General features: G+C 70.2%; 17 protein-coding genes, 1 tRNA gene and 1 pseudogene. 10 read left to right on the top strand and 9 right to left on the bottom strand.

Annotation, left to right across the window (positions count from 1 at the left end):
- Nucleotides 1-17 precede the first annotated feature (17 nt).
- On the bottom strand, nt 18-893 hold the full coding sequence (locus tag ACFV2X_RS20960) for a helix-turn-helix transcriptional regulator (RefSeq protein ID WP_385618404.1): 876 nt from the start codon (nt 891-893) through the stop codon (nt 18-20).
- Nucleotides 894-956: 63 nt separating this feature from the next.
- Between ACFV2X_RS20960 and ACFV2X_RS20955 the strand changes: the two are divergent.
- Nucleotides 957-1,126, top strand: a pseudogene (locus tag ACFV2X_RS20955) (oxidoreductase); the annotation flags it as partial.
- Nucleotides 1,127-1,268: 142 nt separating this feature from the next.
- On the opposite strand, the gene ACFV2X_RS20950 reads toward ACFV2X_RS20955, so the two are convergent.
- The 4 genes from ACFV2X_RS20950 to ACFV2X_RS20935 all read right to left on the bottom strand — a co-directional run bounded on the left by ACFV2X_RS20950 (nt 1,269) and on the right by ACFV2X_RS20935 (nt 7,810).
- A complete protein-coding gene (locus ACFV2X_RS20950) occupies nt 1,269-2,660 on the bottom strand; it encodes an OFA family MFS transporter (RefSeq protein ID WP_385618402.1) in 1,392 nt (463 codons plus the stop codon).
- Nucleotides 2,661-2,735: 75 nt separating this feature from the next.
- The gene (locus ACFV2X_RS20945) at nt 2,736-4,883 is read right to left on the bottom strand and encodes an acetate--CoA ligase family protein (RefSeq protein ID WP_385618400.1); all 2,148 of its coding nucleotides are present in this window, start codon (nt 4,881-4,883) and stop codon (nt 2,736-2,738) included.
- Between the two features lie 2 nt (nt 4,884-4,885).
- Nucleotides 4,886-6,115 (bottom strand): formyl-CoA transferase, encoded by a 1,230-nt coding sequence (gene frc / locus ACFV2X_RS20940; protein WP_385618397.1) that lies wholly within the window; start codon nt 6,113-6,115, stop codon nt 4,886-4,888.
- 12 nt (nt 6,116-6,127) lie between these two features.
- Nucleotides 6,128-7,810: a thiamine pyrophosphate-binding protein gene (locus tag ACFV2X_RS20935; RefSeq protein WP_385618394.1), complete on the bottom strand. Its 1,683-nt coding sequence runs from the start codon at nt 7,808-7,810 to the stop codon at nt 6,128-6,130.
- 178 nt (nt 7,811-7,988) lie between these two features.
- On the opposite strand from ACFV2X_RS20935, the gene sucC reads away from it, so the two are divergent.
- The 6 genes from sucC (at nt 7,989) to ACFV2X_RS20905 (ending at nt 12,505) form a co-directional block, all read left to right on the top strand.
- On the top strand, nt 7,989-9,116 hold the full coding sequence (gene sucC / locus ACFV2X_RS20930) for an ADP-forming succinate--CoA ligase subunit beta (RefSeq protein ID WP_385618391.1): 1,128 nt from the start codon (nt 7,989-7,991) through the stop codon (nt 9,114-9,116).
- A 14-nt stretch (nt 9,117-9,130) separates the two neighbouring features.
- A complete protein-coding gene (sucD, locus tag ACFV2X_RS20925; protein WP_385618389.1) occupies nt 9,131-10,042 on the top strand; it encodes a succinate--CoA ligase subunit alpha in 912 nt (303 codons plus the stop codon).
- A 5-nt stretch (nt 10,043-10,047) separates the two neighbouring features.
- Complete coding sequence (locus tag ACFV2X_RS20920; RefSeq protein ID WP_385618387.1) at nt 10,048-11,592, top strand: aldehyde dehydrogenase family protein; 1,545 nt, start codon at nt 10,048-10,050, stop codon at nt 11,590-11,592.
- A gap of 165 nt (nt 11,593-11,757) precedes the next feature.
- Nucleotides 11,758-11,842, top strand: a tRNA-Leu gene (locus tag ACFV2X_RS20915).
- A 121-nt stretch (nt 11,843-11,963) separates the two neighbouring features.
- Nucleotides 11,964-12,209, top strand: coding sequence for a hypothetical protein (locus ACFV2X_RS20910; RefSeq protein ID WP_385618385.1), 246 nt, complete (start codon nt 11,964-11,966; stop codon nt 12,207-12,209).
- The gene (locus tag ACFV2X_RS20905) at nt 12,206-12,505 is read left to right on the top strand and encodes an SDR family NAD(P)-dependent oxidoreductase (protein WP_385618383.1); all 300 of its coding nucleotides are present in this window, start codon (nt 12,206-12,208) and stop codon (nt 12,503-12,505) included. The genes ACFV2X_RS20910 and ACFV2X_RS20905 overlap by 4 nt, the downstream gene beginning before the upstream one ends.
- 151 nt (nt 12,506-12,656) lie before the next feature.
- Here ACFV2X_RS20905 and ACFV2X_RS20900 read toward each other — a convergent pair whose 3' ends face one another.
- Nucleotides 12,657-13,832, bottom strand: coding sequence for a damage-control phosphatase ARMT1 family protein (locus ACFV2X_RS20900; protein ID WP_385618381.1), 1,176 nt, complete (start codon nt 13,830-13,832; stop codon nt 12,657-12,659).
- Between the two features lie 247 nt (nt 13,833-14,079).
- On the opposite strand from ACFV2X_RS20900, the gene ACFV2X_RS20895 reads away from it, so the two are divergent.
- The 3 genes from ACFV2X_RS20895 to ACFV2X_RS20885 are packed head-to-tail and all read left to right on the top strand — an operon-like array spanning nt 14,080 to nt 16,712.
- Complete coding sequence (locus ACFV2X_RS20895; protein ID WP_385618379.1) at nt 14,080-15,303, top strand: macrolide family glycosyltransferase; 1,224 nt, start codon at nt 14,080-14,082, stop codon at nt 15,301-15,303.
- A gap of 3 nt (nt 15,304-15,306) precedes the next feature.
- On the top strand, nt 15,307-15,795 hold the full coding sequence (locus ACFV2X_RS20890; RefSeq protein WP_385618377.1) for a hypothetical protein: 489 nt from the start codon (nt 15,307-15,309) through the stop codon (nt 15,793-15,795).
- Complete coding sequence (locus ACFV2X_RS20885; RefSeq protein ID WP_385618375.1) at nt 15,792-16,712, top strand: hypothetical protein; 921 nt, start codon at nt 15,792-15,794, stop codon at nt 16,710-16,712. Before ACFV2X_RS20890 ends, ACFV2X_RS20885 begins: the two co-directional genes overlap by 4 nt.
- Nucleotides 16,713-16,791: 79 nt before the next feature.
- On the opposite strand, the gene ACFV2X_RS20880 is transcribed toward ACFV2X_RS20885, so the two are convergent.
- From ACFV2X_RS20880 to ACFV2X_RS20870, 3 genes are all read right to left on the bottom strand, one after another.
- The gene (locus ACFV2X_RS20880; RefSeq protein ID WP_385618541.1) at nt 16,792-17,721 is read right to left on the bottom strand and encodes a UTP--glucose-1-phosphate uridylyltransferase; all 930 of its coding nucleotides are present in this window, start codon (nt 17,719-17,721) and stop codon (nt 16,792-16,794) included.
- 158 nt (nt 17,722-17,879) lie between these two features.
- The gene (locus ACFV2X_RS20875) at nt 17,880-18,593 is read right to left on the bottom strand and encodes an SDR family NAD(P)-dependent oxidoreductase (protein WP_385618373.1); all 714 of its coding nucleotides are present in this window, start codon (nt 18,591-18,593) and stop codon (nt 17,880-17,882) included.
- Nucleotides 18,594-18,705: 112 nt separating this feature from the next.
- Nucleotides 18,706-19,602, bottom strand: a complete 897-nt coding sequence (locus ACFV2X_RS20870; RefSeq protein ID WP_385618369.1) for a helix-turn-helix domain-containing protein — start codon at nt 19,600-19,602, stop codon at nt 18,706-18,708.
- Nucleotides 19,603-19,616 lie beyond the last annotated feature (14 nt).

Below are 19,616 nucleotides of genomic sequence, written 5' to 3'. Positions count from 1 at the left end.
CTCCGCAACCCTAGCGATCAGGCCTGGCGATCACGCTGGCGCGGGGAATCCGCCCGGCGCCGGGTGGCGTGGACGGAGCCGAGGAGGCCCAGGGCCTCGGCGCTGGGGCTGCCCGGTTCGGCGTGGTAGATGATGAGCTGCTGGCCGGGGGCGTCACGTACGTCGAAGGCCTGGTAGGTGAGGGTGAGCGGGCCGACGTCGGGGTGCAGGAAACGCTTGGGCTCCCGAGTCTTGCCGCGCACGCTGTGCGTGTTCCAGAGGCGGGTGAACTCCGCGCTGTGCTCGGTGAGGGTGGCGACGAGCTCGCGCAGCCGCGGGTCGTCCGCGTCAAAGCCGGTCGCCTCGCGCAGATTGGCCACGGTGGCCTGGGCCGTCCAGTCCCAGTCCGGGTAGAAGCCACGCGCCACGGGGTCCAGGAAGGCCATGCGGACCAGATTGTCCGCCGCTGCGAACGGGGCGTACAGGGCGTCGGTCAGGGCGTTGGCAGCGAGGATGTCCATCGTGCGGTTGATCACGAACGCCGGGGTGTTCGGGTAGCCGTCCATCAGCTGGCGCAGCGCCGGGGACACGGTGGCGGCGGGCCGTGTGCCCGGCGCCACCCCGGCCACTCGGTGCAGATGGGCCCGGGAGTCCGGATCGAGGCGCAGGGCGCGGCCGAGGGCGTCGACCACCTGGGGCGAGGGATGGCGCTCACGGCCCTGTTCCAGCCGCGTGTAGTAGTCGACGTTCATCCCGGCCAGGACCGCGACCTCCTCACGGCGCAGCCCGGCGACCCTGCGCAACCCGTGGCTCGGCATGCCGATGTCCTCCGGCCGCAGGGCGGCGCGCCGCGTACGCAGAAAGTCTCCCAGGTGGTTGTCAGTTGTCAGCCATGCGTCCAGGCTAAGAGCCATCCCGTACGTCTTGGTGGGATGGTCCGGTATGCGGTCGCAGCGCTCCGGCGTGGTCCTTGGGCCGCACTCGCCGATTCGATCTCCGACCCGGAGGCCCGCGAGGCGATGAAGGCATATCGCGCGGTGGCCATCCCCGCGTCGGCGGTCGCGGATGCCATCGCCTTCGCCGTCAGCCGGCCCGCCGAGGTCGATGTGAACGGATCGTGGTGCGCCCCACCGCGAGCGCCCAGTAGCCCGCGGTTGATCCCTCGTGGTCCCAGTTGCCCCGGGGAAACGCGGGACGGCGGCACGCCCATGGTGCAGGCGTGCCGCCGTCCCGAATCCGCCACCGTACGAGGCTCGCGCCGCCGTACGACGGCCTGTCTCACGTCGCCGTCAGACCGCCTCCCGGCTGATCGGCTGTGGGTTGGGCGCGATGTCCCGGACCCGTGGCCGGCCCGGCGGGCGCAGCAGCAGGGCGACCGCGGCCGCCACCATGGAGATGCCGCCGGCCAGCGCGTACGCCCCGTCGTACCCCCAGTCGTCGACCACCATGGAGCCGAGGCCGCCGCCGAACAGCCCGCTGACCAGCTTTCCGCTGTACACCAGGCCGTAGTTGGTGGCGTTGTAGTTCTCGCCGAAGTAGTCCGGGGTCAGGGCGGCGAACATCGGGTAGAAGGCGCCACCGCCGAAGCCGGAGAGGAAGGCGAAGACGAGGAACAGCGCCTCGTTGTGCAGGTTTCCGGCCCAGATCACCCCGAACTGCGCGAGCCCCAGGACCACGATCACGAACACCAGGGTGTTCTTGCGCCCCCAGATGTCCGACAGCCAGCCCACGACCCCGCGCCCCACGCCGTTGATGACGGACATGACGCCCATCGACGAGGCCGCGACCAGCGGGCCGAAGCCCACCTCCTTGGCGTAGTCGACCTGGAAGGAGATGCCGAAGATGGACACCCCGGCCGTCATCACCAGCGACAGCCACATCAGTGGCAGCATGCCCGTCCTGATGGCCTCCTTGGGCGTGTACTGCCGCACCGCGGGCGGGTTCTTGGCCAGGCTCGCCGCGCTCTTGGCGTTGCCGCTGAAGCGGATCGGGTCGATATGCGCGGGCCACCAGTTCTTGGGCGGGTCCTTGAAGAACCAGGCGCAGACCGCCACCACGATCAGCACATAGACACCGATGAGGTCGAGCACCTCGTTGTAGTTTCCGGTGTCGAACCAGTAGTTGAAGATGAAGATGAACGGCAGTGCGCCGTATGCGAAGCCGCCGTTGACGAACCCGGTCTTCGCGCCGCGCCGCTCCGGGAACCACTTGCCCACCATATTGATGCAGGTGGCGTAGACGAGCCCGGAGCCGAGCCCCCCGACGACGCCGAAGCCGAAGATCGCGGCGGCAACGTTGTCGAGGTGGGAGAGGGCGAGGAAGCCGATCAGACACAGCGCCGACCCGGTGAACATCGCCCTGCGGGCGGTCAGTATCCCCCTCTCCCGCATCCAGCCGGCCGGGAAGGCGATCCCGGCCTGGAAGAACACCCACACGCTCAGGATCCAGAAGGTGTTGCTCTGGCTCCAGCCGTGTGCTTCGGAGAGCGTGTCCTCGGCCGATCCGTATGCGTACTCGGACACGCTGATGGCCATCATCGCGATCCACGGCAGATAGACCATCAACTTCCGGCTGTGTCCGAGAATGTCGCGGTCCGTCTCACCGATGCGGTAGATGCGCCCCTTGCCGTCTTGCACTTCGCGGAATGGCACGGTCCCATCCCGGTGTTGCTCTGTGCTCATGACGTCCCCTTGGCTTCGAAGGAACTGGCCAGCGCCCCCTGTCCAAACTCTTCGTGCTCGGAGAACGGTGCGCTTTTACGTGAGCAACCCCGCCGACCGGGCCCAGCGGTATTTCGCGCCCAGGACGGCCACCGGCTTCTCGGTGGTGTAGGGGTAGGCCACCACGCCGTGCTCGAAGAGGTACTGGCTGGCCTCCTCGACCTCGGTGTCGCCCGCGAGGGAGGCCACCACGGGCTTGTGGATCCCGCGCGCCCGGAACTCCTCGACGACCCGCGCCGTGAGCTCGGCGAACACCATGGGCGGGGTGACGATGGTGTGCCAGTAGCCGAGGACGAGCGCGTGGATGCGCGGGTCCTCCAGGCCCAGCCGGATGGTGGCCTCGTAGGTGGCCGGCGGCTCGCCCCCGGTGATGTCGACCGGGTTGCCGGCCGCGCCGAAGGGCGGGATGAAGCGGCGGAAGGCCGCGTCGAGGTCCGGCGGGATCTCCATCAGGGACAGCCCGTTGTCGACGATGGCGTCGGACAGCAGCACCCCCGAGCCCCCGGCCCCGGTGATGATGACGACGTTGTCACCTTGTGGCGTGGGCAGCACGGGCAGCGCCCGCGCGTACTCCAGCATCTCGTTCAGGCCCGGGGCGCGGATCACCCCGGCCTGCCGCAGGATGTCGTCGTAGACCGCGTCGTCCCCGGCCAGCGCCCCGGTGTGGGAGCCCGCGGCCTTGGCGCCCGCCGCCGTACGGCCCGCCTTGAGCACCACGACCGGCTTCTTCGGCACGGTGGCGCGCGCGGCCTCGACGAAGGCGCGGCCGTCCTTGAGGTCTTCCAGATGCATGGCGATGCACTGGGTGTTGGGGTCCTCGCCGAAGTAGGTGAGCAGGTCGTCCTCGTCCACGTCCGACTTGTTGCCGAGGCCGACGATCGCCGACACACCGGTACGGGTGGTGCGGGCGAAGCCGAGGATGGCCATCCCGATGCCACCGGACTGCGAGGTGAGCGCCACCGGCCCCTTGACGTCGTACGGGGTGCAGAAGGTGGCGCACAGGTCCTGCCAGGTGGAGTAGTAGCCGTAGATGTTCGGCCCAAGCAGCCGGACCCCGTGCTCCTCGGCGATCGCCACGATCCGCTCCTGCAGCTCGTGTTCACCGGTCTCGGCGAAGCCGGAGGGGATGAGGACGGCGTTGGGGATGCCCTTGCGGCCGACCTCCTCCAGCGCCGCGGGGACGAACTTGGCGGGGATCGCGAAGACCGCCACGTCCACCTCGCCCGGCACATCCGTCACCGACTTGTACGCCTTGCGGCCCAGGATGTCGTCGGACTTGGGGTTCACCGGATGGATCTCGCCGGGGAAACCGCCGTCGATGAGATTGCGCATCACCGAGTTGCCGATCTTGCCCTGCTCGTTGGAGGCGCCGATCACGGTGACCGAGCGCGGCTGCATCAGCCGCCGCATCGCGGCCAGGATCTCCTCGCGCGAGTAGCGGCGCCGCTCGGCGGGCGGTGTGTCGCTGAGCAGGATCCGTACGTCGGCGGCCAGCACCCCGCTCGCGGAGGCGAACACCGGGTTGAGGTCCACCTCGGCGATCTCGGGGAAGTCGGCGGCCAGCCTGGAGACCCGGACCACCAGGTCGGCCAGCGCCTCCCGGTCCACCGCCGCCCCGCCGCGTACGCCGCGCAGCACCTCGGCGGCCCGGATGGAGTCCAGCATCGACAGCGCGTCGTCCCCGCTCGCCGGGGCCAGCCGGAAGGTGATGTCCTTCAACACCTCCACCAGCACCCCGCCGAGGCCGAACGCGACGACCTTTCCGAAGGTCGGGTCGGTGACCGCGCCGACGATGACCTCCTGGCCGCCCGCCGGCACCATCTGCTGCACCTGCACGCCCTGGATCCGCGCCTTCGGGTCGTACGTGCGGGCGTTGGTCACGATCGTGGTGAACGCGCCGCGCACCTCGGCCGCCGACGTCAGCCCCACCTTGACCCCGCCCGCGTCGGTCTTGTGCAGGATGTCCGGGGAGACGATCTTGAGGGCGACCGGGAAGCCGATCCGGTCGGCGAGCGCCACCGCGTCGTCCGCGCACTCCGCCAGCCCCTCGGCCGGGGTCGGAATCCCGTACGCGTCGGTGATCAGCTTGCCCTCGGGGGCCGTCAGCGCCGAACGCCCCTCGGCGCGCGCGGCGTCGAGCACGGCCCGTACGACCGCCGTGTCGTAGCTGGTCTGGTCTGCCACCGTCAGATCACTCCGTTCGCTTTGAGCAGCCGTACTTCCTCGTCGCCGAGGCCCAGCTCCCCGACGTACACCTCTTCGTTGTGCTCGCCCAGCAGTGGCGAGCGCTCGACCTCGACCGGGGAGTCGGAGAGCTTCAGCGGCGAACCGACGGTGGTGAAGGTGCCGCGCTCGGGGTGATCGACCCGCACCACCATCTCGTTGGCCGCGAGCGACGCGTCCTCGACGATCTCCTTGGTGGACAGGATCGGCCCGCAGGGGATGTTGTGGGCGTTCAGCGCCTCCAGCACCTCCCACTTGGGCAGGGTGCTCGACCACTCCTCGATCAGCTGGAACATCTTGGCCAGCTTGGGCAGCCGCGCCTCGGGGGTCGCCCACTCCGGGTCCTCGGCCAGCTCCGGCCGCCCGATCAGCTCCGTGATCGGCTGCCAGCCGACGGGCTGCACGATGACGTACACATAGTCGTTGGGCCCGCCGGGCGCGCATTTGACCGCCCAGCCCGGCTGTCCGCCGCCGCTCGCGTTGCCCGAGCGCGGCACCTCGTCCCCGAAGCTCTCGTTCGGGTACTCCGCGAGCGGGCCGTGCGCCAGCCGCTGCTGATCGCGCAGCTTGACCCGGCACAGATTCAGCACCGCGTGCTGCATGGCCACATTGACGCGCTGGCCGCGCCCGGTGCGGGTGCGCTGGTAGAGCGCGGCCAGGATGCCCGCCACACAGTGCACCCCGGTGCCCGAGTCGCCGATCTGCGCGCCCGTCGCCAGCGGCGGCCCGTCGTCGAACCCGGTCGTGGACATCGACCCGCCCATGGCCTGCGCGACCACCTCGTACGCCTTGAACTTGGTGTACGGGCCGTCGCCGAAGCCTTTGATCGAGGCGTAGACGATCCGCGGGTTGATCTCCTGGATGCGCTCCCAGCTGAAGCCCATGCGGTCCACGGCGCCCGGGCCGAAGTTCTCCACCATGACATCGCTGCGCCGGATGAGCTCGGTGAGGATCTCCTTGCCGCGCTCGGTCTTGGTGTTGAGGGTGATGCTCCGCTTGTTGCAGTTGAGCATCGTGAAGTAGAGGGAGTCGACGTCCGGGAGGTCGCGCAGCTGCTTGCGCGTGATGTCGCCGGTGACGGACTCCAGCTTGATGACGTCCGCGCCGAGCCAGGCCAGCAGCTGGGTGGCGGAGGGACCGGACTGTACGTGCGTCATGTCGAGGACGCGTACGCCCTCAAGAGCCTTGGTCATCTCATGGCCCCTTTACTTGTACATCGTCTGGTTCATCGTTCCGGGGGCGTACGCGTCCGGGTCGACCCAGACGTTGATCAGCGACGGTTTGCCGGACTCGCGGGCGCGCCGCAGGGCCGGGGCGATGTCCGCCGGGTCGCGGACCTCCTCGCCGTAGCCGCCGAGCATCCGCGCGAACTGGTCGTACGGCACATCGCCGAGGGTGTTGCCGACCCGCTGGCGCTCCTCGCCGTACTTGGCCTTCTGGCCGTAACGGATCTGGTTCATCGAGGAGTTGTTGCCGACGATGCCGACGAAGGGCAGGTTGAAGCGGACCAGCGTCTCGAAGTCCCAGCCGGTGAGGGAGAACGCGCCGTCCCCGAAGAGGGTCACGACCTCCTTGTCGGGGCGGGCCTGCTTGGCGGCCATCACGAACGGCACGCCGACGCCGAGGGTGCCCAGCGGGCCCGGGTCCATCCAGTGGCCGGGCGACTTGGGCTGCACCACCTGGCCGGAGAAGGTGACGATGTCGCCGCCGTCGCCGATGTAGATCGAGTCCTCGGTGAGGAAGTCGTTGATCTCGCTGACCAGGCGGTACGGATGGATGGGGGAGGCGTCCGAGCGCAGCTGCGGCAGCCGCTTCTCGATCGCGGTCTGCTCGGCGGCGCGCAGCTCGTCCAGCCACTCCTTGCGCCGGTCCGCGCCCCCGTTGATCCGGCCCGAGGCGGCCTGGGTGACGGCGGACAGGACCAGGCCCGCGTCGCCGACGATGCCGAGGTCGATGTCGCGGTTCTTGCCGACGGTGCGGTAGTCGAGGTCGATCTGGACGACCGTCGCGTCGGGGGAGAGCCGCTTGCCGTAGCCCATCCGGAAGTCGAACGGGGTGCCGACGATCACGATCAGATCGGCGTTGGAGAAGGCGTAGCGGCGGGAGAGCTGGAAGTGGTGCGGGTCGCCGGGCGGCAGGGTGCCGCGCCCCGCTCCGTTCATGTACGCGGGCACATTCAGCGTCCGCACCAGCTCGATGGCCGCGTCGGTGCCCCGGCAGGTCCACACCTGGCTGCCCAGCAGGATCGCCGGCTTCTCGGCCCGCACCAGCAGGTCGGCCAGCTTTTCGACGGCCTCGGGGTCGCCGGCGCTGCGGGTGGAGGCCCGGTACTTCCCGGCCTCGGGGATACGGGCCTTCGCGGCCGGGACCTTGGCGTCCAGGACATCGCGCGGGATCTCCAGGAAGGACGGGCCCGGGGCGCCGTGGTAGCACTCCCGGAAGGCCATGGACACCATGTCGGCGGCGCGGGCGGTGTCCGGGACGGTGGCGGCGAACTTGGTGATCGGCGCCATCATGTCGACGTGCGGGAGGTCCTGGAGGGACCCCATCTTGTGCTGGGTGTGGGCGCCTTGTCCGCCGATGAGCAGCATGGGGGACTCGGCGCGGAAGGCGTTGGCGACGCCGGTGACCGCGTCGGTGGTGCCGGGGCCGGCCGTGACGACGGCACAGCCGGGCTTGCCGGTGATGCGGGCGTAGCCGTCGGCGGCGTGGGCGGCCACCTGTTCATGGCGTACGTCGATGACGTCGATGCCCTCGTCGACGCAGCCGTCGTAGATGTCGATGATGTGGCCGCCGCAGAGCGTGTAGATGACCTCGACGCCCTCGGCTTTGAGCGCCTTGGCGACCAAGTGCCCGCCGGAGATGAGTTCCTGGCTGTCGTCGGGCATGGCGATGCGCGTCCCTTCGTAGGGGGTGGGGGTGCGGTCTCGCGATCAGGTCTTGCAGATTGCATACAGTCGACGTTATGCGGTATGAACATTGTTATCCCGCATCGACTGATCGATGTCCAGGGGGCGTGCGGCAAGGGTTTGACCAAGCGCTGTGACTGGGACCGAAGGAGCGGGCATGGACCTGTTCGAACATCAGGCACGGGAACTCTTCGAGCGCTACGGCGTGTTGGTGCCACGGGCGGAGGTCGTGGACTCGGCGCCCGCGGCCCGCGCGGCGGCCGGGCGGCTGGGCGGCCGAGTCGTCGTCAAGGCGCAGGTGAAGACCGGGGGACGGGGCAAGGCGGGCGGGGTGAAGCTCGCCGCGGACCCGGCGGCGGCGGAATTGACCGCCCGTCAGATCCTCGGCATGGACATCAAGGGGCACACCGTCCACCGGGTGATGGTCGCCGAACCGGTGGACGTGGAGCGCGAGTTCTACGTCGGCTACGCCCTGGACCGGGCCCGCGGCCGCTTCCTGGCGATCGCCTCCGCCGAGGGCGGCATGGAGATCGAGGAGGTGGCGGCCCGCCGCCCCGAGGCGGTGGCCCGCATCGAGGTGGACCCGGCGGAGGGCGTGACCGAGGCGAAGGCCGCCGAGATCGCGGCGGGGGGCGGGCTGCCGGCCGAGGTGGCGGGGACCCTGCGCCGGCTGTGGACCGTGCTGACCGAGCAGGACGCGCTGCTGGTCGAGGTCAACCCGCTCGTGGTGACGCGCGGCGGGGCGATCGTGGCGCTGGACGGCAAGGTGACGCTGGACGACAACGCGAGCTTCCGCCGGGCGTACGCGTACGAGGACACCGGGGGTGTCGGCCTGGAGGCGAAGGCGGCGGCCAAGGGCCTGAACTACGTCAAGCTGGACGGCCAGGTCGGCGTCATCGGCAACGGCGCGGGGCTGGTCATGTCCACCCTCGACGTGGTCGCGGGCTGCGGCGCCCGCCCCGCCGACTTCCTCGACATCGGCGGCGGCGCCTCGGCCGAGGTGATGGCGGACGGCCTCTCCGTCGTCCTCGGCGACCCCGACGTACGGTCCGTCCTCGTCAACGTCTTCGGCGGGATCACCGCCTGCGACGCGGTGGCCGAGGGCATCGTCCGCGCCCTGGACACCGTCAGCCTCAGCAAACCGCTGGTCGTCCGGCTCGACGGCAACAGCGCGGCGCGCGGCCGGGCGATCCTCGCCGAGCGCGCCCATCCGCTCGTACACCAGGTGGACACCATGGACGGCGCCGCGGCGCGGGCCGCCGAACTCGCGGCAGTCGCGGCCTAAGGGGGCTTACGCTCATGGCAATCTTCCTCACCAAGGACAGCAAGGTCATCGTCCAGGGCATGACCGGCGCGGAGGGCATGAAGCACACCCGCCGGATGCTCGCGGCCGGCACCGACATCGTCGGCGGGGTCAACCCGCGCAAGGCCGGGGTCCGGGTCGACGTCGACGGCCGTACGGTGCCGGTCTTCGGCTCCGTATCCGCGGCGGTGGGCGCCACCGGCGCCGATGTAACGGTCGTCTTCGTGCCGCCGCCGTTCGCCAAGGCCGCGGTCATCGAGGCGGCCGACGCCGGGATCCCGCTCGCCGTCGTCATCACCGAGGGCATCCCGGTGCACGACGCGGTCGCCTTCCATGCCTACGCCCGGGCCCGCGCCACCCGGATCATCGGCCCGAACTGCCCGGGTCTGATCTCCCCGGGCCAGTCCAACGCGGGCATCATCCCCTCCGACATCACCAAACCGGGCCGGATCGGCCTGGTGTCGAAGTCGGGCACGCTGACGTACCAGCTGATGTACGAGCTGCGGGACATCGGCTTCTCGTCGTGCGTGGGCATCGGCGGCGACCCGGTGATCGGCACCACCCATATCGACGCCCTGGCCGCGTTCGAGGCCGACCCCGACACCGACGTGATCGTGATGATCGGCGAGATAGGCGGCGACGCGGAGGAGCGGGCGGCGCGCTTCATCGCCGAGCGGGTGACCAAGCCGGTGGTCGGCTACATAGCGGGCTTCACGGCCCCCGAGGGCAAGACCATGGGCCACGCCGGGGCCATCGTCTCCGGCTCCTCGGGCACCGCCCGGGCCAAGAAGGAGGCGCTGGAGGCGGCCGGCGTACGGGTCGGGGCCACGCCGACGGAGACGGCCGAGCTGGTGTTCGCCCTTCTGGCGGACGCCGGTGATGTGCGCCGGGCCGGCCAGGGAAGGTGATGAGGATGGCAGCCACCCTCACCCATAAACCCGGCACCACCTGGGCCGACGCCTGGCAGCGCAGCCTGGCCGCCGCGCCCGAGGCGTTCCGGGACGACCGTGTCCTCAACCTGTGGGACGGCCGCTGGCACGCCGACGGCCACCCCCTCCCCGCCGTCACCCCGGTCGACGGCACCCCCATCGCCGGCCCGCCCCGCCTGGACGCGGCCACCGCCCGCCAGGCCGTACGCGCCTCCCTCGACCAGCACCGCGCCTGGCGCCATATCGCCCTCCCCGAGCGCCGCGCCCGCGTCGTCGCCACCCTCGACGCCCTCGCCGCCCACCGCGAACTGCTCTCCCTCCTCCTGGTCTGGGAGATCGGCAAGCCCTGGCGGCTCGCCCAGGCCGACGTCGACCGGGCCATCGACGGCGTCCGCTGGTACGCCGACGAGATCGACCGCATGCTGGAGCGCCGCTCCCCGCTGCCCGGCCCGGTCTCCAACATCGCCAGCTGGAACTACCCGATGAGCGTCCTCGGCCACGCCATGCTGGTCCAGGCCCTCGCGGGCAACGCCGTGATCGCCAAGACCCCCACTGACGGCGGCCTCGCCTGCCTCACCCTCGCCGCCGCCCTCGCCGCCCGTGAGGGCGTCCCGCTCACCCTGGTCAGCGGCAGCGGCGGCGAACTCTCCGAGGCCCTGGTCCGCTCGCCCGAGATCGGCTGCGTCTCCTTCGTCGGCGGCCGCGACACCGGCGCCCGCGTCGCCACCGCCGTCGCCGACCTCGGCAAACGCCACATCCTCGAACAGGAGGGCCTCAACGCCTGGGGCATCTGGAACTTCACCGGCTGGGACGAGCTCGGCCCTCAGATCCGCAAGACCTTCGACTACGCCAAGCAGCGCTGCACCGCCTACCCCCGCTTCGTCGTCCAGCGCTCCTCCTTCGACGCCTTCCTCGCCGTCTACCTCCCCGCCGTACGCGCCATCCGCCTCGGCCACCCCCTCGCCGTCGAGCACCCGGCCGACCCCCTCCCCGACCTCGACTTCGGCCCCCTGATCAACGCCGCCAAGGCCAAGGAACTGGGCGACCAGGTAGCCGAGGCCATCGACCGCGGCGCCATCCCCCTCCACCGCGGCGACCTCGCCGGCGGCCACTTCCTCCCCGACCAGGACCGCTCCGCCTACCTGGCCCCGGTCACCCTCCTCAACCCGCCCCCGTCCTCCCCCCTCCACCACGCCGAACCCTTCGGCCCCGTCGACACCCTCGTCCTGGTCGACACCGAGGCCGAACTGCTGGCAGCCATGAACGCCAGCAACGGCGCCCTCGTCGCCACCCTCTCCTGCGACGACCCCGCCACCTACCAGCGCCTCGCCCCCCAGATCCGCGCCTTCAAAACCGGCCACGGCAAAGCCCGCTCCCGCGGCGACCGCGACGAGCTCTTCGGCGGCTTCGGCGCCTCCTGGCGCGGCGCCTTCGTCGGCGGCGACCTCCTTGTCCACGCCGTCACCGAAGGCCCCGGCCCCGACCGCGCCCCCGGCAACTTCCCCGACTACCACCTGATGCCCGCCTGAGGCCGCCGGGCACCGCCTGACCACCCACCGTGACCCTTAGCCAGGCCCCGGCCGCGTCACCGCAGGTCGGCGCGGCCCGGGGCCTGGCCCTTACGCAGGTGAAACGCACTCCAAAACCTTGGTATCGTTGTCCCTGTCGCCGCGGGGAACCGCGGAGCAGACCCTGTCCGGGTGGCGGAATGGCAGACGCGCTAGCTTGAGGTGCTAGTGCCCTTTATCGGGCGTGGGGGTTCAAGTCCCCCCTCGGACACTGTTTTGTGCGTGCTTGAGAGGGTTGTGATTTTTCTGTCACAGCCCTCTTCTTCGTGCTTCTTCCCGTCGGCTGGTTATGGCTTTGGCGGGAGCCTTCTGCTGTGCCGGGTGCGGTCTTCTTGGACAACCCGGCCGCGCGCGGCACGCCTCTCGACGCAGGGGCATCGCTCCGAAACTGGTCCACGGAGCACCGCGACAATGCTCTGCCGATAAGGATCGATCTCAGGGCGGTCGGCACGCATCTCGCCGATCAGGATTTCGGCTCGGCGGAGTGGCTGACTCGCTTCCTGGGCAAACAGGTGGTCGGCTATGATCCCGTCTCCTGGCTGGGGAGCTTGCCCCCTCCACTGTGCTCGGCGAGTTGAACAAATTCATCTTCAGCTACGCAAGCCTCGTGTGCTGTCGTACGCAGTATTTCGACCGCTTGGAAGGTGCCGATATCGTCATCACCTACTTCCAGAATGCCGCCGCGGCGGCGGAGGTCGTGGAAGAGATCAAGGCGCTCGGCCGGATGGCGCACGCGATCGAATGCGATGCCGCCGAACCGGGGGAGGTGAGGGAGACGGGTGCCGAGATTGAACGGGAGATCGGACCGGTCGACATCCTCATCAACAACGCCGGCGAAATCTCCCGCCCCATGCGCGGCGGTGCTGGCCTATAGACCACTCCGGTCGGCCGCCTGGGCAGTGTCGATGAAGTGGCGGAAGCCATCGTTCATCTGGTGCTCAGCGACTTTGTGTGCGGCCATACGTTCGTCGTGGACGGTGGGCAACTTCTGCGCATCTGCCCCATCGGGTGGGGTGTCGCCACCGTCATCGCCGCACCTGGATGAGCGCATGGGTGCCGCTGGTGCGCCACCGCTGGTCGTGCGCGGCGGTGAGCGATGCTTCTGTTCGCTCGTCGAGTCCGACGATCACGTCGGACTTCAGCGTGCGCAGGGCCGCCACGGGGCTGGGGAAGTACGCGGTGCGCTCCGCGAATGACGTGGTCGCGGGCCAGAGCCGATCGCCCACGAGGCGGCGGTAGTTCAGGTCGCCCTTCATGATGGTGACGGTGGCGTCTGCGAATTCCTGGCGCAGGTCTTCGGGCATATCCGCATACGGCAGCGGTGCGCAGAAGAAGTCGTGGGTTCGAAGGGTGAGCCGACCGCGCCCGATCGACTCCCACAGCCGCTTGCCGACCACGCCGGCGACGCCGTCGGCCTGCTTCAGGTGGCGCAGGCAGTCGATGACGTCGGCGGTTGTGGCGTCGGAGACGTAGTACGGGTACGGCTTGACGTGGAGGGTGATGTGTTCGGCGTGCTGGTGCCGCAGCAGGTGGTCGATGAGGAGCAGGTCGGGGACGAGTTCGCGGCCCGCGTTGTCCGCGACGAGGCAGACCGCGTTCGGACCTCCGGCGGGCAGCAGCGACCACAGTTCGGCTGAGTCGTCCGCGATGAGTGGGCTTTCGGCGCCGGTTGTTGTGTGGCTGCCGGGGGTCATGCTGAAGCCGAGGTCCGCGCGGTTGCCCCACAGAGACCCGTACAGGAGCGCCTGGGCCTGCTCATCGACGGGCCGCAGCGCGAGGCGGTCCAGCGCCGTCAGTTCGGCTTCTGCCTCTTCGGTGTGCAACTCCGCCTGCTTGAAGGGCCGGAATGGATCGATGCCTTGCCATGGGCCCGTCACGAAGTATCCCACCGCTTCGAGGAGTTTCCGGTAGAAGTAGCTCTCCGCCCACAGGAACGGCACATCGAACCAGGAGCGGCCGAAGTAGCCCCCGCCCCATTCCGTCCACTGGTCGTGGTCCGACGCGGCAGGGCCGAGGGGGGTGATCACGCCCTCGGCGCACTCCGTGAGCAGGGCATCGAGCGCCCGGTGCTGCCCGGGGCCGTACGGGAAGGCCGCGCGCACCCGCTCGATGAGCGCCGGATGACGCTCGGCCAGCACGCTCCGGGCGAAGCTCCCGGGCTCGTTGCTCAGGATGACGGGCGCGTCCACGTTCTCGGACATGGCTTGGGGCTCCTCCGTAATAGTGCTGCTCAGTCGCTGGCCTCTGTCAGTGTCGCGACGCCGCGCGCGTGAAGGTGCGGAGACCCTGAGACGAGCCTCGGCGTGTCACAGATCGGGCGGTCCCTCGGTCTAACCACGGGAACCCGCGGGTCCGGTGCCGTGGTGAGAGAGGTTGATCATGAGGGTTACTTATCGCCGCAGGTCGGTGCATTGGCACGAGCCGGCACGCCGTCTTGGGGGCCGGCCTGTGAGTACCATCGCGTTCCTCAACATCGCCATGCACGGGCGCGTCAACCCGACGCTGCCGGTCGTGGCCGAGCTTGTCCGGCGTGGCCATACCGTCACGTACTACACCTCGCCCGCGTTCCGTGAGGAGATCGAGGCCACCGGCGCGACGGTGTGCCTCTACCCCGGGGGCGAGCAGCCGCTCCCCGAACGGCCGACGCCGCTCACGCTCATAGAGGGGCTTGCGCACACCGCCGTCCGCTTGCTGCCCGCTGTGCTCACCGACCTGCGCCGCGTCCGGCCCGACCTGATCGTCCACGACAATGCCTGTTTGTGGGGCGCGGTCGCTGCCCGCGAACTCAAGGTGCCGGCGGTGGCGTCGCACACTACGTTCGCGTTCAACCGGCATGTGCCCAGCCCCACCCGCAGCTCGTGGGACCTGCTGGCCGCGGCGACGGCTCGGCCCCGCAGCGTCCAGGGCTACCTGCGGTCGCGCTGGGAGCTGCGCCGCCGCTTCGACACGCGTGGGTTGCCGCCGGTCGACGTGGGAAGCATCCGCCAGCCGCTCAATCTGGTCTACACCTCGCGGGCGTTCCAGCCTGCCGTCGAGGACTTCGACGAGTCCTACCGGTTCGTCGGCCCGAGCATCGGCGCCCGCCTCGTCGACCCGTCTTTCCCGGCCGATCAGTTGCGGGACCCGGTGCTGTACGCCTCGCTGGGCACGGTGTTCAACGCCGACCCGCGGCTGCTGCGCACCTTCGCCACCTCGCTCGCCCCGCTGGGCGGCACTGTGATCGTCTCCACCGGGCAGACCGATCCCGCCGCGCTGGGTCCGTTGCCGGCCAACGTGCTCGCCCGCCGCTCTGTGCCGCAACTGGAGGTACTGGCCCGCGCGGCGATCTTCGTCACCCACGGCGGGATGAACAGCGCCAACGAGGCCCTGTACGCCGGGGTTCCTTTGCTCGTGGTCCCGCAGGGCGCTGACCAGCCGATCGTGGCCCGACGCGTCGCCGAGCTCGGCGCCGGCCTGTCGATCCGTACGGAGGACGTCACCGAGGACTCCGTACGTGCCCTCGCCCGGCGCCTGCTCGGCGACCCCCGGTTCCGGGCAGCCGCGACCACCGTGCAGGCCGCCCAGCACGAGGCGGGGGGATATCGGCGAGCCGCCGACGAGCTCGAAAGGTACCTGCATGCGGACGGCCCGGTCAGTCAGCCGGCTCCCGGCGATCCGGCACAGCGAGGCTGAGTGATGTCACCTGTCGTCATCGTCCTGCTGCTGTTCGCCGGGCTGTCGGAGGCAGCCGGGCGCATCCTGCCTCTGGTAGCGCGCCGGCCTGGCATGTCACGGACTTTTGTGGCCGGGTTGCTGCTGCCCGGTGGCCTCGTCGAGAGCGCTGTGTTCGCGCTGTGGCCGCTGACCGCGTGGACCCTGGCCAAGCTGGTGCTGTCCCCTCCGCTGCAAGGCGGCGGGTTGGCGTGGACACCCGGCCTGGCCGCCCCGCTGCTGCTCGCTGCCGTCCTTGCGTTCCCGCTGCTCGGGCCCCTGCTCCACCTGCTGCTCTTCGTGGGGGTCGGTGCCGGTCTGGCCGATCCGCTCGCCGCGGCGACCGGGCTGGGCTGGTGGGCCGCCGCCGGTTGCGTGGCCGTCTCCGGGGCCGGGCTCGGTATCGCGGTGGAGGTTGTCCGCCGGATGGTCGTGAGGCTCAGTGCGACCGAGGCGCTGGAGCCGGTCGCATGAGCGATTTCCTGGTCTGGGTCTGTGTGCTTGGGCCGGTTCTGCTCGCCGAAGCTCTGCTGGCCCGCTACGAGGTGCTGGCCTACAGCGCCGGCTGGCGGTCCCCTACCACCGAGCTCCCGGAGGGCGTGCCCTACGCCCGGGGTGCGGCCCCCGATGGTCCCCCGGATGCCTACCTCGTCTACCTGGACGGCATCGGGAAACGCCGCGTCCGCGACACCCGGGACGGCGGCCAGCTGGTCAAGGCCCTGATCGCCGGAGCGCCGGAGCTGCGGGTGCTGGGGCAGGTGCAGCCCTACTCGCCGCTGGCCGACCCGCTTGCCGATCGGCCGGTGTGGGTGTGGCTGCGCCGCCACATCGGGCTGCTGCTGTTCCTGCACAATGTCATGCAGATCTTCGTCGCCGCCGACCACCGGTACCGCCCCCTGTACAACCGGGCCGTCGGTTCCCAGATCGTCACTCAGCTCCGGCTCGCCGGCTACCGGCCCGACAGCGGTATCCCCGTGGTGCTGCTCAGCTACAGCGGCGGCGCCCAGGTCGCCACCGGCGCGGTCGAGGAATTGCACACCCGGCTACGCTCCCCGCTCCTGTTGATCACGCTTGGCGGGTTCCACAACGGCGTCAACGACCTCACTCATGCCGAGCACGTACATCAGCTCACCAGCGCGGGTGACTGGATTGAGCGGGTCGGCACCTGGATCTTCCCTCAGCGCTGGCGGCTGTTCCGCCGCAGCGGATGGAACCGGGCCGACCGCGCCGGGAAGATCACCGTGCACCGGCTGGACCCGGCCACCCACCTCGGGTCGCACAGCTACATCAGCCCGGAGGCGTGGCTGCCCGATGGCCGCAGCTACCTCGACCACACCGCCGACACCGTGATCGCGCTCATCCGTGCCCGCTGTAGCGCGACCGCGGCGTAGGGGGTTTCCTCCGGCCCCAGGGGCGCCCTGCCTTGGGCCGCTCGCTGCGGGCGGGCGGCCCAGGACAGAAAGCGGCAGGTCAGGTGTTGGTTTCCGACCGGAGGGCGGCATCGTGGCCGACGTCGAGTCCGGCGACCAGGCCGCGTAGGACGGGGCCGTACTCCGGGTGGGCGAGGGCGGACGCCATCTGGGCGACCAGGTAGTCGGCCGGGTTGCCGGTGTCGTACCAGCGGCCCTTGATGACCTGCCCGTACACCGCGCGGGTGGAGGCGTAGGCGTTGATGGCGTCGGTCAGGTAGACCTCGCCGGTCTTGTGCTCGTACCAGCGGCGGGTCTGCTCACGCAGTTCGTCGATGATGCCGGGGGTGACGACATAGCCGCCGATCGCCGCGTACGAGGACGGGGCGGCAGCGGGCGTGGGCTTTTCGACCAGGCCGGTGATGCGCAGTTGGCCATCTCCGAGGTCTTCCTTGACGATGGGCACGCCATAGCGCTGCGACTCGTTGGGGTCCATCGGCATGAGGGCCAGCACCGGGCAGCCGGTCTGCTCATACGCGCGGATCAACTGCTGGGCGCGGGGGACCTCGGCCACGAAGACGTCGTCGGGCCACAGCACCAGCACCGGCTCGTCGCCGAAGGCACGGGCAGCGTTCAGCACCGGGGTGCCGTTGCCGTACGGGCCGTACTGGTCGAGGTAGGTGATGTGGCCCCGGCGGGCCAGTTCCGCGACTTCCTCCACCGCGTCCGCGTAGGCCGTCTTGCCGTCTTCGCGGAGTTGTTCGACGAGGGCGGGGTTGGGGCGGAAGTGGTCCTGGATAAGGCTCTTGCCGCCGGAGACGACGATGGTGATGTCGGTGATGCCGGAGTCCACCAGTTCGCGCACGGTGTGCTCGATGACCGGCTTGTCGCCGACCGGTAGCATCTCCTTCGGCGTGGCCTTCGTCAGGGGCAGCAGACGGGAGCCGAGTCCGGCGGCGGGGATCACGGCCCTGCGAATCGTCAGGGACATCACGTATCTCTCGGTCGGGCGGCGCACCGTACCGGCCGGCACGGCACACGCCGACGCTACCAATGCCACCGTTGCCCCCACGGCGTCGTCGTCCAGGATGCGGGCCACGGTCAGCGGGCCCCCGTCGGGGTCGGGGTCCACGGGCTTGTCGACCCATTTCAATGGCCCGCGCTGACGCCGCCGTCGACGTGGAGGATTTCGCCGGTGACGAACGGGGCGTTCTCCAGGTAGATCACCGCGTCCACGATGTCGCTCACCTCGCCTATCCGGCCGACCGGGTGCAGCGCGGCGAGGTCCGCGATGGTCTCCTCGGGGTGCATGGGGGTCCTCACGGTGCCGGGTGAGACGGCGTTGGTGCGGATGCCGCGGGTGGCGTATTCGATGGCGAGGGACTTGGTGGCGGACTGCAGGCCGCCCTTGGTCAGCGAGGCCAGTACGGAGGGGACGCGGGCGTCGGCGTTGTCGACCAGGCTGGTGGTGATGTTGACGATGTGCCCGCCGCCCTGGGTGAGCATCTGCTCGATGGCCAGTTGGGTGATGCGGAAGAAACCGGCGAGGTTCACACCGGTCACGGCGGCGTAGTCGTCCTGGGTGTAGTCGGTGAAGGGCTTGGATACGAAGATGCCCGCGTTGTTGACCAGGGTGTCGATGCGGCCGAACCGCTCGATGGCGGCGGCGATGACACGTTCGGCGGTGGCGGGGTCGGCGATATCGCCCGGGACGGTCAGGAGGGCCGCGTCGGGGGAGGGGGCGATGGTGCGGGACGTCGCGACGACGGCGTAGCCGAGCTTGCGGTAGGCGTCGGCGAGGGCGGCGCCTATGCCGTGCGAGGCGCCGGTGATGACGGCGATCTTCTGGTCATGAGTGCCCATAGTGATATTTTTCGGGCGAGGGGCAGGGCTCGCGACCCGAGGCCCGGTCCACATGACCGAACGGTCCACCAAGGCGCGCCGGACGGTCTTGTCCGAGGGGTGGCGACGGGGCTTATCCGTTCTGCCGTGTCGCCACGCCGTCACGGTGGGCGGCCGTGTCCGCGGTCCAGCCGGCCAGCAGACCGAGCGCCTCGGCGGATGGCGATCCGGGCTCCGCGGTGTAGACGCCGAGGACCTGTTCCGGGTCGCCGATGACCGCCAGGGCCTCGTAGTCGAGGTGGAGGTCGCCCACCAGCGGGTGGCGGAAGTGTTTCGAGCCGTACGTCCGGCGCCGCACGTCGTGTGCGGCCCACCAGTGCCGGAAGTCCGTGTCCCGCAGGGAGAGCTCGCCGATCAGCTCGGCCAGCTGTGGGTCGTGCGGGTGGTCGCCCGCGTACACCCGCAGAGCGGCGACGGCTGCCTGCGCCACCGCGGTCCAGTCGGCGTAGAGCGAGCGGGCCCTTGCGTCGAGGAAGGTGAAACGGGCCAGGTTCCGCTCGCGCCGCGGCATGGCGTCGAAGTCCACGTAGAGCGCGCGGGCCGGCCTGTTGGTGGCCAGTACGTCCGTCCGGCGGCCGATGACCAGGGCCGGCGTATCGGCCATGCTTTCCAGCACGCGGTACAGCGCCGGGCGGACCCGTTGCGGCGCCAGCACTCTGGGGCGGATGCGCACCGGCTTGACGAGGGCGAAGAGATACTGGCGTTCGTCAGCGGTCAGCCGTAGCGCGCGGGCGATGGCCTCAAGGACCGATTCGGACACATTGGGCTGTCGTCCGCGCTCCAAGCGTACGTAGTAGTCGACGCTGACACCGGCCAGCTGGGCGACTTCCTCGCGCCTCAGACCCGGCACCCGGCGCACGGTGGCCGAGGGCGCCAGCCCTGCTTCCTCCGGCGTGACGCGTGCCCGTCGCGAGCGCAGGAACTCCCGCAGTTCGTTGTTGTCGCCGGTTCGGGACGGAGAGGCATTCACGTTTCCCACCGTAC

It is taken from the genome of Streptomyces sp. NPDC059679, assembly GCF_042734105.1.
Taxonomy (GTDB): Bacteria; Actinomycetota; Actinomycetes; order Streptomycetales; family Streptomycetaceae; genus Streptomyces.
This window is presented reverse-complemented; position numbering and strand designations above follow the sequence as displayed.